Raw genomic sequence first — 14,187 nt, 5'->3', positions numbered from 1 at the left:
AGGTGTGCTCGGTAGCTGAATTGGTAGCGTGCGCGGCGCTTTGGACACACTGCCTGTATGTCTGAGGTGTCGGAGTTCAAGAGGGAAGCGCTACGGGAGCTGGGTCGGCGGCTGCGAGGTATCCGCCATGAAGCGGGCCTCCAGGCCGCCGACCTGGTCAGACTGACCGGCTGGAGCAAGACGAAGTGCTCGCGGATCGAGAGTGGCTCTCGTCTTACGACGTCTGCGGGCGATGTCAGGACGTACCTGCGTGCCTGCGGGCTGGAAGGACAGCACGAAGACCTGTGCGACTTCGTGCGGGATACGGAGGCTCGTTTTCGTGAGTGGTCGAAGATCGAGAGGCCGGGGCTGGTCGAGGCACAGCGGGCGATTCTGCCGCTGTGGGAGTCGACCCGTCACTATCGCGCCTACGCGAGCTGGGTGATTCCAGGGCCCCTTCAAACGCGGGAGTACACGAGCGTCATTCTGGATTCTCTTCGGGTAAGGCGTGGGCTGCCCGACGATGTAGTGCTGGCGGCTACCCATCGTGAGCAGGTTCAGAAGTACTTGTCTGACAAGGGGCGGTGCTTCGATCTCCTGATCGAAGAGGCCGTTCTGCGACGAGGGTTCGGCAATCCGGAGATCTCTATCCAGCAGTCGATGCATCTCTTGAAGGTCATGCAGTTGAAGACGGTGCAGTTGGGGATCATCCCGCTCGCCCGCGATGTGCGCGATCGCCATCTGGTGTGGCCAGCGGAGGATTTCTGGATCTTCGACGAACAACGAGTCAAGCTGGAGCTCGTCTCCACCGCTGCGGACCTGTCGACGAAGTACGACCTGCAGCAGTACGACCGCGTCTTCAGCCTTCTGCAAGGACAAGCGGTGTACGGCCCGCTGGCCGTGCAGATCGTAAAGAGGGCTACGGAGATGTTCGTCAACCAGTGGCAGGAGGCGTCCAACACGACGTGATCGGTTCGGTGCTGGTCTCTGGCCGGGGCGGTGTCAGGAGTCCGGTGAGTGTCAGTGCCGTCGGACCGGTCAAGGTCATCGTCCCGGATCCGTCGCGTGCTACGGCGACGTGGAGAGTGCCACCTGGGGAGTCGACGCGGTACCGGCCGTCTGGCGCTGATGCGCCAGTGAGTTCGGCGGCAGTGGCCGCGGCGCAGGCGCCTGTGCCGCAGGACGGTGTCTCGCCGACCCCGCGTTCGTGGACTCGGAGCATCAGATGCCCGGGGCGGATGATCTGTACGAATTCAACGGTGATGCCGTGCGCGGGCGGGGGTGCGACTTGCGGGGGGCGGGTCAGGGTGCCGGCGTCGGCAGGGTTGTCGACGAACGCGACGGCGTGCGGATTGCCCACATCGACATACTGTGCGGGCCAGGACCGGCCTTCTGACGTCACGGTCAGGGCAGTTGCTGTGGCCTCAGTTTGAGGCCGTGGCAGCTTTACGGCTACGGGGCCTGTGTGAGAAGTGTCGGGGACCGCAACGGAGCGTGGGCCGGCCCGGGTGGCCAGGGTGACGCGGCCGGGTGCGGTGTGGCCGTGGTGCGTGAGGTGGCGGGCCAGGACCCGGATGCCGTTGCCGCACATCTGACCGAGGCTCCCGTCGGCGTTGCGGTAGTCCATAAACCATTCGGCGTGTCCGACGTAGGAGCGGCCTTCGGCGAGGTTTTCGCACCGTACGGCTCGCAGAAGTCCGTCGGAGCCAAGACCGGTGCGGCGGTCACACAGATGTGTGACGTCCGTCGGCGTCAGGGGGTGCTGATTGAACGGGTCATGCAGGACCAGGAAGTCGTTGCCCGCGCCGTTTCCCTTGGTGAAGGGCAGTGAAAAGTTCACGGGCGTGCGGAGGGCGGCGCAAAGGAGACCCAGGCTTTCTGGCTGCCGGTGCTGTCGTCCAGTCCGTAGGCGCGTCCCAGGTCGAGCACGGCTAGGAGATCGTCCCACCGCGCGGTCAGCGTGGGCGTGACGGTCACTTCGAGACGCATGCCTCCATCAGGCTCACCGCGAATCTCTGGTGGCTGCTCGGCGAGTGAACTGAGAGCTGAATAGGCGCGCAGGACGTCACCTGGCGGCTCGGTCGCGTCAGCCATCACCCCTCCGATCACCGTGAGCAAATCTAGTTAAACAGATTTCAGTCGGTGGGCTAGATTGTCAAGCCTGAGAAGTCGACCTTGTGGCCGAGGAGCCCCATGGCTGAACCTGGAACGATGCGGTCAGCTCCCTACGCGCGCATTGCACAGCTCCTTCGTACCCGCGTCAAAGACGGCACCTACGCCGTGGGTGACCGGTTGCCCTCACGGGCCACGCTCAGTCAGGAGTTCGGTGTCGGGGACAATGTCGTCCGCCGGGCGCAGGAATGCCTCATCGAGGAGGGCCTGCTGGAGGGCCGTGCCGGTTCCGGCACGTATGTCCGTGCGCCCCGCAAGCGGCGTGTCCTGAACGGAACATCTGGGGAGAGCGGATCGCCCGCCCCTCGCGGTTTCGCAGGAACGTGGGAGGCCCGCAGCATCGCCAAGGTACCGGCCAGCCCCGAGACGGCCACGCGGCTCGGCATCTGCAAGGACGACCTGTGCGTGGTCACCGCCTACGAGTTCTTCACCGACTCCCAGCCCGCCCTGCTGGCGACGTCCTGGGAACCGATGGCCGTGACAAGGGGCACTCCAGTGACCCTGCCCGAGGGGGGACCCCTCTCCGGCCGCGGCGTGATCGCCCGTATGCGGCACCTCGGTCTGGTGGTCTCGCACGTGGTGGAGGTTCCGCGTCCGGTCCGACTCGACCGCGAGCAGGCGCATCTCCTCGGCCTGGCCACCGGTGCCCAGGCCACGCTCATCGAACGCACCCACTTCTGTGCCGATGGGCGAGCGGTGGAAACCGCCGACTGGCTGGTGCCCGGCGACCTGTGGGACATCGCCTACACCGTCACCCTGCCCCTACCTGCACCCTGATCCGCATCCCGCCCCGGGGAGCAGTGATGCAAGGTGGGGCATCGTATTGAGGGGGAACTCGTGCCGAGCCAGCGGGATTTGTGGTCTCGTGTCTCCGACGCGCTCAACAGCAACAGTCTCAACGTCCTGATCGGCATCGCCGGGCTTGCTGTGCCCATCGCGGGCTGGGTCTTCGACCATATCGATCACACCATAGTGATCGTTGTTGAAACGGCCCTCCTGCTGCTGGTGGTCGCGAGCAAATTGTGGTCGAACAAGACCCACATCCACCTGCGCCGGACCAACGGCATCGGCTCCATGGCGGACCCGCTGTTCTACGACGCGATCCGGGCTCATTTGGAGCGCACGCTGACCTCCGACTACCGCGGCATAGCCGATGGGTACCTGAGCGTGGTCGACGGTGAAGTGCCCCGGTTGTCCGTCATGCTGGTCGACACGCTCATGGAGGCCGGGAGCCAGCCCCAGCGCATCCTCGCCACCGACCGGACCACCAACCCGGCCCTTCTCCTGCAGCGGCGCGACTACCTCAACGCCAACCGGCGGTTCATCGAGCAGGGCGGCCGCGTTGACCGGCTGTTCGTCGTCGCACGCAGCGACCTTCTCTCGCCGGACTTCGCCGGCCATCTCCTCGCTCTGGTCGACCGCCACCGTCAGATCGGTGTGCACTGCGGGCTTGCTGTGGATGAAAGGCTGAATACCAGAGAGGGGACAGACGCCGTGGTCTTCGCCCATGCGGCCGTCCTGATCGAGGAGTTGCAAGGAGACGCCGCCTACTCCAAGGGGCGGTCGACGCTGTACTTCAAGGATGTCGACGTCCAGATCGGGCACTTCACCCGTGCCTGGGAACGCGGAGTTGGCGCCTCTGCCGCCCTGGATGCCTACGAGGCGAGGGTGCGGCCGTTGCTGGAAGCGTGGGACGAGGGTGCCGTCTCGGCATGCGTCGACAGTCTCTGAACCGCAAGGACGTGCTCACCGCGTCTCAGCGCGCAGGCAACTGCACGTGCGGCTTTCTGCCCCTGGAGCGACCGCGCCGCCGCCCGGGGACGTTCCGGTCAACGCGCGCCGGTGACGGGCGAGCAGGGACCGAGGCCCGATCAGCAGGGCAGGCGGGGTGCAGTGCGGTGGGGCCAAATGACGTTCCACGGCAGGCAGGTAATTCCAGCGGACAGCGGGATGCGCCGAGTGTGCATAGTGGTGCAGATCGCCGTACGGGAGCCACATCATCGAAGCGGCGGCCGCCATCAAGGGGCGCTGGGGGTACAGACGCAGGCAACGGCCTGCTTCCACCTCGGCACGTGCCCCTTCGCGCCGCTGTGGATCGAACCAGGTGTGTTCGCCCAGCAGTGACAGCCAGGCCAGTTGGGGATAGACCCACAGACGAGGCACGACCAGGCCGAAGAGCACACCGAACCACCCGCCGACCGAGAACGCGCTAAACGCTACGGCAACCCCTGCAGCCGCACCCGCCGGACGGTGCAGCGCTCGCCCGATCGCGGCTGCCGCAACTGCCGTCCCTCGCGGCGTGAGCGGGAAGAGAACGGCTCGCGTCACTGTCCACCGCGACGCAGCGGGTACCAGTCCGGCGGCATGCAGTTCGGCGAGGTTCGGATCGGCGCCACTGACGGTGGCGTTCGGATGGTGATCACGCACATGACGAATCCGGCGCACTGCGACCGGGCCGAGCGCCATCGGCAAGTGCGCAAACACCTCAGCCAATACCGCATTGGCCCGTCGGCCACGCGCCAGGACACCATGCACGGCGAAGTGGCTGATCTCCTGCAAGTGCCGAAACTGCACCCCGACCGCCACCACCGCAACGGCAGCGGGCAGCAGTCCCACCCCGGCCAAGCGCCACCATCCAGCGATCTGTATCCACTCCCCGAGAAGCAACAGCGCCGGCACCCACACCGTTGCGCGCTCTCTCTGCAGCGACATCGCCTGAGCCGCAGTGAGCGCCACCGATCCAGGCCGATGACGCAGGCGGTCGATCTGACGGAGAAGGATGCCGGACAAGATCAGGATCGTGGCGACAGGCATGGGTGTCCCCCGAGGCAAAGAGGGTTCGGAGATCACCGTGAATGTAGTTGGTGCACTAGATTCGCGCCGAGCTCGATGGCCGGATCGCGACTGTGCACCGGGTACCGGCAGACCAAATACCCTTCACGCGGTCTGCGCTCCTACCGGTGGTTGCACCGTTGTCATCACTGGCTTGACGGCACCCGCCTCCCAGCGTGCAGGGCCGTCGCGGCACTGATCCTCCCTGGCGCCGGCGAATGCAATCGCCGATCGAAGGGATGGCGGATTTCTGCTCGTCGCACGGCGCAGCTGGATCGCGTCCCTCGTCGTGGTGTTGCGAATCAACTGGCGGTTGGATTCGGATTGTTGGGTAGCGCGGAGGCGCCCGGTCGCGCACGAGATGCGTGCTCTGGATCTCGATGCGCCCGCAGTGGCCGGAGAACCTGGCGGAGCCCACGTTCCCTCCGCCTCCGTCGTCCGCGCCCAGACTCGCTGCCAGCCGGTGCGCGGCGATCACCTCGAGAACGTGATCCGGATACAGCAGCGTCACGAGCAGCTACTCACCGCGATTACTGAGCGCCTCGGCATCGGCACGCACCGGGACGTCCACGTGGCAGCCGTGATGTCCACGACGGGACAGCCCCTGGCAGTACAGACGTTTCCGGCCGCCGAAGCGGGATACCGCCAACTCCTGGGATGGGCAGAACAGTTTGGCACCGCGCGATGCGCCGGAGTGGAAGGGACGGGCAGTTACGGTGCGGCCCTGTCCCGGCATCTGCTCTCCCATCACATTGAGGTGTTCGAGGTCGCTGGTCTGGGCGGTTCTGCTCGGCGTCGACGAGGTAAGTCCGACCCGGCTGATGCCGTGGCCGCTGCCCGCGCCGTAGTGTCCGGCCGGGCGCGTACCCATGCCAAGTCGGGCGACGGGCCGATAGAGATCGCCCGCCTGTATAGGGGAGCCCGGCTCTCTGCCGTCAAAGCCCGAACCCAGGCCGTCAACGAGCTCAAGGCCGTCCTGGTTACCGCCGACCCGGCGCTGCGGGAAGAGTTGACCGCTTTACCGCGGAGACAACTCGTCCACGCCTGCGTCACACTCATCGACGGAAAGGATGCCGCGAACGAGGAGCCGCTGCTGCAGGCGACAAGATTCACGCTGCACATCCTGGCTGTGCGCATCGAGCAGCTCACTGCGGAAGCCCGGCAACTGCAGTTGCGTCAGGCCGATCTATTAGAGCGGCATTTCCCCATGCTGCTCGCTGCTGTGGGGGTCGGGCCGGAGAGTGCCGCTGTCCTTCTGATCGCTATGGGGGACAACCTCGATCGACTGCGCGGTGAGTCATCCTTCGCCGCCTTGTGCGGGGTCAGTCCCGTTGAATACTCCTCGGGTGGCAGACGGCAACGTCGGCTCAACCGGGGCGGGAACCGGCAGGCCAACGCCGCGTTGCACTGCATCGTGCTGAGCCGGTTGCGGTGGGACCCACGGACGCAGGCGTACTACGCGCGCCGCATCGAGCAGGGCAAGACCCGGCGGGAGATCATCCGCTGCCTGAAGCGGTACGTGGCCCGGGAGGTCTACCGGCTCGTCCAGGAACGGCCGGCGACTGGTGACGAGACTGCTGGAACCGCGGCGTCGCACGGTGGCGAGTAGTTCCTGGTGTCTGGCGAAGGCGGTAGCGCGGAGAAGGCCCGGGAACTCGGCGTTCACCGGCCCGTGGGGCTTGAGGGCGTGACAGGTCGGGCGCAGCAGCTTGTGTGCCGACCGCGCGGTGCGCATCGCTCGTTCTCCCCGAGGCTGGTTCATCTCGTGATCCACGCAGTCAGCCCGCTTCCCGTGACCGTGGCGACAGCGGTCACCAGCCAACCAGGGACGCGCTGCACAGCGACGTATATGCCGCCGCAGCGGAGTTCGAAAGCGGGCCTTGCTGCCTCGTTGTGTGCCATGGTCCCAGCGCAACACGTCGCAGGCGCTGGGACCAGGATCCTTCTGTAGTCCCGCTGTAGTCCCGTTCTCGTCGGGCTGACAATCCCATCCGCCTTGAGAACCCGAAAGCACGGTTTTGCCGCCGAGTTTCGGCCAAGTTGTTGTGGACGTCCGCGAACGAGGATGCACCTCCACGGACTGCCGCGAACACAGTGAGAAACAGTGAGACTAAGCGGGACTGTCCAGGTTCAACCCATGCCGAGTTACCTGCCGGCTCGGGCGGGCCACACTGCATCCATGGCGACCTTTCAGCAGCGGAAGGCAATAGGTGACGCGCATGAGCGTTACGTTGCCGAGGAACTCACCGGGCGAGGCTGGGAAGTTGATTTCTGGGGGCAGGGACTGCTGAGTCGCGCGCTCCAACGCGCGCTCCAGAAGACAGACAGCTCCATCCGCTGGTTCCCAGATCTCATCGCAGCGAAGGCGCAAGACCTCGTGCTGATCGACTGCAAGGGCGGGATGACGAGTCGGCGAACGGGCAGGCACGCAGTGGAACGGGCAGCGGTGCAGGCCCATTTGCAGCTCGTTGCCTGGACAGGACTCCCGGTCTACTACGTGTTCGAGGGCCTGGGGGTGTGGGCACCACACGATGTGCACATCGCGGGACAGGAAGGACCGCACAGCCCCGTGGGATCGGGCGCCCCATACTTCCTGATCTCCGCCCAGGGAGCCCGCCGTTTCGATGACTTGTTTGGCCCACGAGAGGCGACCGGCCTGAGTGTCGCCTCGTAGACGAGAAGGCGGTGCGCTATGCGTGGGGCAGGAATTCGCTCCTGCCGCCCGTCACGGTGCGCGAAACATATCGCGCAGTTCGCGCACTGACCCGCCCGCGCTGGGACCTGCGTACCCAGGCGTACTACGACAGACGTGTTCGGAAGGGAAACCCCGCCGTGAGGTGATTCGCCGTCTGAAGCGGTACGTGGCGCGCGAGGTCTACCGCCTTGTTCAAGGTCGGCGTCAGGCGCGGACGGGCACGGCTTTCTACTTGAGGTAACGGCGGAGTCGCTGTCCAGTGCGCAGGTCGCGACCGACCTAACGATCTTTGAAGTGGTTGGGGGCGCTCCGGTGTGGAGTGGTGCACGAGGGCCGGAGGAAGACGCTCTTCCGGTCGGGGAAGGTCACGTTGCGACGGTTCAATCACTAGACCGCGCCCTGCGTGACGGCCAGTTGTACATCGAGGCTTGCCCTGGCTCGGCCGCCAGGGATGAATCTCCGGGCCAGAGGAATTGTCAGTGCTGCGTTCTATGGTGAAGGTCCAACTTCCCGCGGACTTGGGGGTTTTGTGGCGAACGGCGTGTGGCACTCCGAGTTGAAGTGCGTCCTTGAGCTCGACAAGCCGGACCTCGGGCTCTCGGGCAGCACGGTCAGCGTGAGCGACGTGATCGAGGAATTGCTCCAGCCCGTTGCTTCCAGGAGGCGGGACCTGCTCGTCTGCCCGGAGAAGGCTCTTGAGCGTGCTTGTAAGGCCGAGGTGTCTGGCGTCAAGAGTCCGCACATGTACGTCCGCCGCCATCGAGGCCCGGATGGCGTCCTGCGATTACGCGCGGCGCATCTTCCGACCGTGCATCAGATGACGGCGGAGGAGAGCGACCGGCACAAGGCGATGAAGGAATTCCTCGGCCGCACTTGTCAGCGCGCGGGTCTGAAGACAGCGGTCGAGAAGCCGACCAAGAGCCGTTGCGCCCGTCCCGATGTCACCATCTACGGCCGCGGCGGCATTAGCCTCGGCTGTGAAGCCCAGTTCTATAACGCAAGCCCCAGCAGGGTCGTGCGCCGGGCCAAGGCGCAGGCCGAGGCCGGGCTCGTCTCCAACTGGATCACCCACGACGACACCTTCCACCTCGTCGACCGGGCTCAGTGGATGCTGATCCGCGACGTCACCTGGCGAGAGATAGACAACGCCGCCGACCTCCCCCTCGTCGGTGGGTTTCGTGTTCTCGCCGACTGGCTCTGCACGGCGGCAGCCGTGCGCCCGTGCCCGAGGGGCAAAGCGAAGACCGGATGCGGCAAACGCCATCTGTTCTGGGAGACCCCACGCGTCGCCGACGGCATCGCGAGCGGCTACACCGGCGATCGGGGCGACCGGCTCGGCATCACGATCGGCGCCACCATCATCGGCGCCGCCACCGGAAGCGTCCTGCCCATCTTTCTGCCCAGCCGCAAAGACCCGCGCAGCGGCAGCTTCATGTGGGTCCCCGCCGGCGACCACGCCACGTGGACCGACTATCAGGACAGCACCACGTCGCACACGCCGGAGCCAGCACCGCCCGATGACGACGTGCACTTCTCGGGCAGCGACGCCGAAACCACCTGCAGGTTCGGCGACCACAACGGGCCCCTGAGCGCACCCTTGCCGCGACGCGGCATCGACAACGTCGAACTCGGCATCACCATCGACACCCATGCCCTCCCGGGCATCCCGAACCAACCCACTCCACTGCGCCACGTGCCTCCCACGGCGACCAGTTCCCTTCCAAGGCAGCACCTCCTCGACTGGGGAGCCGCCGACCGCTTTCTGCCCCAACCACAGCCATGCCGTCACTGCGGGAAACCCGCCAGCCTCCTCGACGACGATGCCCAGCCGTCCCACAAGGTCTGCGCAGAGCAAGCGGCCCGGTGACCTCACCGTGCCCCGCCGCCCCCGGGCCGCGACCTGGCGGAGCCTTGCAAGACGTCTGGCTGCGGATTCGTGGGAGGGGCTGGGGAGCCGGCGACGGCGTATCGGAGCGGCCCGGTGAGGACCTGGCCCACCGGTCTGATCCGTACCCGGGCCCGAGGAAGCTGTCCAAGCGTGTCGAGGACCGCTGGGCCCACAGTGCTCCTGCTGCTCGAGCCTCCACACACCGCCCGGAACGGAACTCTTTGAGCCTCGATGCCCGATGATGCCCGTGAAAAGGCGGTGTCATGGAGCCCGCCCCGTCGCGATTGCCGTATGTGTCTGACCGTGCTCTACGATCCCCCTCATGGCCCAGAAGGTAGTCACAACATATGTCGACGATTTGACTGGCGAGGAATCGTCGGAAATCGCCACGCACAGCATTCTCATCGACGGAGCAGGGGTCGAACTCGACCTCACCGATGACAATTACGAAAAGCTCCTGGAGATCCTGAACCCCTATCTCCACGCTGACGGTGCCCGCAGGATCCGAGGCGCCGCGAAGGCGAAGGGGAAGCCCAGGGTGTCTGCTGGTGGCAAGGACGAATCGTCGGCGATCCGGGCGTGGGCGAAGGAGAACAACATCGAGGTCAACGATCGCGGGCGTGTGCCGGCCGTCGTTCGCGAAGCCTACGAGAAGGCCCACTGACGCCCGGTAGAACATGGTGGCCCCAGTCTTGGGTGGGGGCCACTTTGTATGTGTTGATGGCTGGGGCACACGGGGCGTACGGCCTGATTTGGCTGAACGCCGTGCTCGTGGTGAATCCGCGTGCGGGTAGGCGCTGTTGAGGTAGTGGGCGCAACGTCGAGCAGGGCAAGACTCGACTCGAGATCATCCGCTACCTGAAGGGGTACGTGGCTCGGGCGATCTACCGGCTCGTCCAGGAACAGGCGGCGACCCGTCGTGACGGGGCTTGATGGTCAGTCCTGGTGCGAGAAGGCTGCGGCCTCCTGTGAAGCGGCGGACAGCTTCATTGTTAGTGGCACGAGGAGTGACCAGAGGTCTGCCCCCCTACGGTCGGAGCCAACCACCTGCGTCGAGGAGGCGCAGGGTGTCGAGCCTGCAGTTGGGTGCGAGGCCGAGGTGCTAGATGCGGCCGCCCGCTTTCAGCCGTGCCCCGAAGGTGACTCTTTTGGGAACGATCGATCAGTGATATCCCTAGTCACAGCCGTTGCAACGGCATCCGACCGGGCTGGACGAGGGGGGAACGTGTCGGATCAGACGCGTGCGCCGCAGAGCGACCTCGCCGAGCCGCCGCTGGTGCTCACGGGCCCGGCGATGCAGTTCCCGTACATGCCGAGCCCTAAGAAGATCGTGTTCGGTTATGACCCGGACGAGTTCGAGGAGTTCGTCAAGGAGTGGGTTCCGGCCCTCGAGGCGGACTACGTGCGCGTCGAGCGGCAGGGCGGTACGGGGGACCACGGCATCGACGTGGCCGCGTACCGGAGCGAGCAGGGTCTGGAAGGGCCGTGGGACAACTACCAGTGCAAGCGCTACAAGACCGCCTTGAACTGGAGTACAGCAGCCGGCGAGATCCGCAAGATGTTCGCCGGTGTGGTGCTGGGGCATTTCGTGTTGCCTACCCGGTACGTGTTCGTGGCCCCCGCCTTCGCGCGTCCTTTGCGCGCGGCGCTGGCGAAGCCGGAGCAGACCCGGGCGAAGTTCCTGGAGGAGTTGGCCACAACAAGTGATGAGGTCATCACGCGGTTGACGGCTGAGCAGCGTCAGGAAGTGACCCGGCGCGCCGAGCAGACCGACTTTTCCATGTTCGTGCCTATCGACATGGACCAGATGCTCGAACAGCACAAGACCACCCCGTACTGGGCGATGCGCTTCCCGGACGAACAGCGCACGCGTCCGGCGATCATGACGCCCCCGGACGAGCATGATCCGGAAGAGGCGCGCTATGTGCAGCAACTGACGCGGGTGTATGCGGAGCGGTGGAAGTCGGCGGCTGACACCCTGGAGTCGATCGCGCAGCACCCCACAGCCGGCGAGCACATGCGCCGCCAGCGCGAGGCGTTCTACAGTGCCGAATCTCTGCGGCGCTTCGCCCGGGACGCTTACCCGGAGGGACACTTCAACGGGGTCATGGACGACGTCCACAGCATTGCGGTAGAGGTGAGCGATAAGCGTTTCGAGCTTGGCTGGGATCGGCTGCAGGCGGTGCTGGAAGCGGCCGGGGCCGTGGCGCTGACACAGACGGTTCTTACCCGGTATGTGAGGCCCCTGGACCGTAAAGGGGTATGCCATCACCTGGCCAACGATGGTCGCCTGACATGGTGTGAGGAAGGGGGAGCTGCATGAACCCGCTCAACAGTCCGCTGGAGATCGGGGTGCGGGCGCTGGTCCTGCTTGCCGAGAGCCACCCCCAGCCCCTCGACCTGGCGCAGCTGGCCGTCCTTGACCACGCTGTCCTTCACAGCGGCGACCTCGACGGCCCGCCCTCCCTGCACCCGTCGCTGCCCGGGCACCCCGGGGAGCTGGGTATGAAGCGCACCGTGCTGGAACAAGCGCTCCTGGTCCTCATCCGTGCCGGGCTCGCCGACATGGACGGCGATGAGACGGGATTGGTCTACCGGGCCACCGAGCGCGGGCCCGCGTTCGTCGACCTCCTCGAGGCCCCCTACGTGGGACGCCTGCGCGAGCGCGCCGAGTGGGCCGTGCACCACTGGGCCCCCGACCGGGATGTCCGCGAGGCTACTGCGCAACTCCTGAACGGCTCCTTGTCCGCGTCCACGTACGCCGAGGGCCGCCGTGAGTGAACTGCAGCTGACCCACCTCACCTACTGCGGCCCCAACCTCGCCCCCGCGCAGATCGCCTTCGGCCCGGAGCTGACCGTCATCTACGGCACCTCCGACACCGGCAAGTCATTCGTTGTGAAGTCGATCGAATACATGCTGGGCGGCGCCGATCTGGCGATGGTGCCCGAAGGCGACGGCTACACCCAGATCCTGCTGGGGCTGCTGATGCCAGACGGCAGCCCGCTGACCCTGCTGCGCGCCCCCGACAGCAACACCATCTTCCTCTACCACACAGACTTGCGCGGCTATGTGACGGACGCACCTGATGCGTCGGTATCAGCGGTCCACAACGCCCGCAGCCGTAACAGCTTGTCCATTCACCTGTTGCGCGAACTGGGCCTGGACGAGGTCCTGATCCGCAAGAACGAAGCCGGCGGCACTCGCCCCCTGGCCCTCGCTGATCTGCTGCACCTGGCGCTGGTGACCGAGAACCGCATGGTCGGCGACGTGCCCCCGGTACTGCGCACGGGACGGGCGAATACGCGGACCGCGGAGCTGTCGGTGATGCGCTTCCTGGTCACCGGGCAAGGCGATCCGGCCGCGGACACCGGCCTGAACGCCGGGCAGCGCCGCGTCCACAGGGGACAGATACAGCTGCTGGACCAGCTTGTCCTCGACCTGTCGTCCAAGCTCACCACACAGGAGAACGAGCGTCAGCTCCGGGACCGGCACCTGCGTATCAGGGCCGCCCTGGACGAGCAGTCCGCGCCCCTGCGCCGGACCAATGAGACCCACCGCGAAGCGGTCGATGCCCGCATGGAAGCCGCTCGCGAGCTGGCCGCGCTCGATGAACGGCTGACCGAGGTCAGCGACCTGCTGAGCCGCTTCAAGTTGCTGGAGGCGCAGTACCGTTCAGATCTGGAACGGCTGGCCATGGTCAACGAAGCGGGCAGCATCCTGGGCTACTTCAAGGTCGGCGCCTGCCCGTTCTGCGGCGCTGATCGCGAGCACCAACAGCCCAACCACGGCATGGAGGAGACCACCCAGCTGCACGCCGCCGTGGAAGCAGAGGCCGCCAAGACCACCGCACTGCTCGCCGACCTATTGCCCACGATCTCCGAGCTGGCGGGGGAGCAGACGGCGTTGATCAGCCGCCGGGTGGAGACGCAATCCGACATAGGAGTGTGGGATCAGATCACCGCTGAGCTGGAAGCCGGGATCGCCGCACTGCGCTCCGACGTCGAAGACCTGCTCGAGGAACGGTCCGTCGTTGAGCGGGAACTGGAGCTGCAGGCTCGCATTGCCGAGCTGGACGACAAAAAGTCCCGACTTGTCGGAGAGGGCGCCGTCGCCGCCGCGCGTCCCACTCAGCACATCCCGACCGCCACGCTGGGAGACTTCGACTCCATCCTCCAACAGACTCTCGACGCTTGGCAGGTGCCGGCCGCCGACCACGCCGAATACGACCAGTACTACGCCGAGATCCGCGCCGGCGGCCGTAAGCGGATAGAACGCGGCAAAGGGATGCGGTCGGTCCTGCATTCGGCATTCACCACAGCCCTGGCCCGCTTCTGCCTGGACCGGGACCTGCACCATCTCGGCTTCGTGGTCTTGGACTCACCCGTGGTCACCTACCGGGATCCCGAGCCGGACGACATCGACGATGTGGAATTGACCTCCACCGTTGTGGAACGGTTTTACAAGGACATGCTGTCCTTCCCCGGCCAGGCCATCATCATCGAAAACGGCGACCCACCGACCAAGGTCCTGTCCGAAGCTGTCACCTATCACTTCACCGGCACGACAAGCGGCAGAGCGGGCTTCTTCCCCACACCTGGGCACTAGGGAGTGACTCCCCGA

At 65.9% G+C, this 14,187-nt stretch carries 13 protein-coding genes; 10 read left to right on the top strand and 3 right to left on the bottom strand.

The window, feature by feature from the left end; translation table 11 throughout:
* Positions 1-57 precede the first annotated feature (57 nt).
* Entirely contained in the window at positions 58-948 is an 891-nt protein-coding gene (locus ACIBUY_RS04900; RefSeq protein ID WP_399151821.1) for a Scr1 family TA system antitoxin-like transcriptional regulator, read from the top strand.
* Here the strand turns inward: ACIBUY_RS04900 and dapF are convergent.
* Both dapF and ACIBUY_RS04890 read right to left on the bottom strand, forming a co-directional pair.
* On the bottom strand, positions 914-1,819 hold the full coding sequence (gene dapF, locus ACIBUY_RS04895) for a diaminopimelate epimerase (RefSeq protein WP_399151820.1): 906 nt from the start codon (positions 1,817-1,819) through the stop codon (positions 914-916). The two genes, ACIBUY_RS04900 and dapF, sit on opposite strands and share 35 nt — an antisense overlap.
* On the bottom strand, positions 1,816-2,073 hold the full coding sequence (locus ACIBUY_RS04890; protein ID WP_366078507.1) for a hypothetical protein: 258 nt from the start codon (positions 2,071-2,073) through the stop codon (positions 1,816-1,818). The genes dapF and ACIBUY_RS04890 overlap by 4 nt, the downstream gene beginning before the upstream one ends.
* A 99-nt stretch (positions 2,074-2,172) precedes the next feature.
* On the opposite strand from ACIBUY_RS04890, the gene ACIBUY_RS04885 reads away from it, so the two are divergent.
* Together ACIBUY_RS04885 and ACIBUY_RS04880 are read left to right on the top strand one after the other, a co-directional pair.
* Positions 2,173-2,928, top strand: a complete 756-nt coding sequence (locus tag ACIBUY_RS04885) for a GntR family transcriptional regulator (protein WP_399151819.1) — start codon at positions 2,173-2,175, stop codon at positions 2,926-2,928.
* A gap of 60 nt (positions 2,929-2,988) precedes the next feature.
* Positions 2,989-3,882 carry a hypothetical protein gene (locus ACIBUY_RS04880; protein WP_365567832.1) on the top strand — a complete coding sequence of 298 codons (894 nt, stop codon included), beginning with the start codon at positions 2,989-2,991 and terminating at the stop codon, positions 3,880-3,882.
* A 15-nt stretch (positions 3,883-3,897) separates the two neighbouring features.
* Here ACIBUY_RS04880 and ACIBUY_RS04875 read toward each other — a convergent pair whose 3' ends face one another.
* A complete protein-coding gene (locus tag ACIBUY_RS04875) occupies positions 3,898-4,965 on the bottom strand; it encodes a fatty acid desaturase (protein WP_399151818.1) in 1,068 nt (355 codons plus the stop codon).
* Between the two features lie 379 nt (positions 4,966-5,344).
* On the opposite strand from ACIBUY_RS04875, the gene ACIBUY_RS04870 reads away from it, so the two are divergent.
* The 7 genes from ACIBUY_RS04870 (at position 5,345) to ACIBUY_RS04840 (ending at position 14,172) form a co-directional block, all read left to right on the top strand.
* Complete coding sequence (locus tag ACIBUY_RS04870; RefSeq protein ID WP_399151817.1) at positions 5,345-6,592, top strand: IS110 family transposase; 1,248 nt, start codon at positions 5,345-5,347, stop codon at positions 6,590-6,592.
* A 570-nt stretch (positions 6,593-7,162) separates the two neighbouring features.
* The gene (locus tag ACIBUY_RS04865) at positions 7,163-7,657 is read left to right on the top strand and encodes a hypothetical protein (protein WP_365567841.1); all 495 of its coding nucleotides are present in this window, start codon (positions 7,163-7,165) and stop codon (positions 7,655-7,657) included.
* Positions 7,658-8,207: 550 nt separating this feature from the next.
* On the top strand, positions 8,208-9,545 hold the full coding sequence (locus ACIBUY_RS04860; RefSeq protein WP_399151816.1) for a hypothetical protein: 1,338 nt from the start codon (positions 8,208-8,210) through the stop codon (positions 9,543-9,545).
* Between the two features lie 343 nt (positions 9,546-9,888).
* Positions 9,889-10,230: an Lsr2 family protein gene (locus tag ACIBUY_RS04855; RefSeq protein ID WP_399151815.1), complete on the top strand. Its 342-nt coding sequence runs from the start codon at positions 9,889-9,891 to the stop codon at positions 10,228-10,230.
* Positions 10,231-10,791: 561 nt separating this feature from the next.
* A complete protein-coding gene (locus tag ACIBUY_RS04850; protein WP_365567850.1) occupies positions 10,792-11,889 on the top strand; it encodes an ABC-three component system protein in 1,098 nt (365 codons plus the stop codon).
* The gene (locus tag ACIBUY_RS04845; protein ID WP_365567853.1) at positions 11,886-12,347 is read left to right on the top strand and encodes an ABC-three component system middle component 2; all 462 of its coding nucleotides are present in this window, start codon (positions 11,886-11,888) and stop codon (positions 12,345-12,347) included. Before ACIBUY_RS04850 ends, ACIBUY_RS04845 begins: the two co-directional genes overlap by 4 nt.
* The gene (locus ACIBUY_RS04840) at positions 12,340-14,172 is read left to right on the top strand and encodes a hypothetical protein (RefSeq protein WP_399151814.1); all 1,833 of its coding nucleotides are present in this window, start codon (positions 12,340-12,342) and stop codon (positions 14,170-14,172) included. Before ACIBUY_RS04845 ends, ACIBUY_RS04840 begins: the two co-directional genes overlap by 8 nt.
* Positions 14,173-14,187 lie beyond the last annotated feature (15 nt).

Origin of the sequence: Streptomyces sp. NPDC050085, assembly GCF_044460595.1 — a bacterium.
In the GTDB taxonomy this organism is placed as follows: domain Bacteria; phylum Actinomycetota; class Actinomycetes; order Streptomycetales; family Streptomycetaceae; genus Streptomyces.
This window is presented reverse-complemented; position numbering and strand designations above follow the sequence as displayed.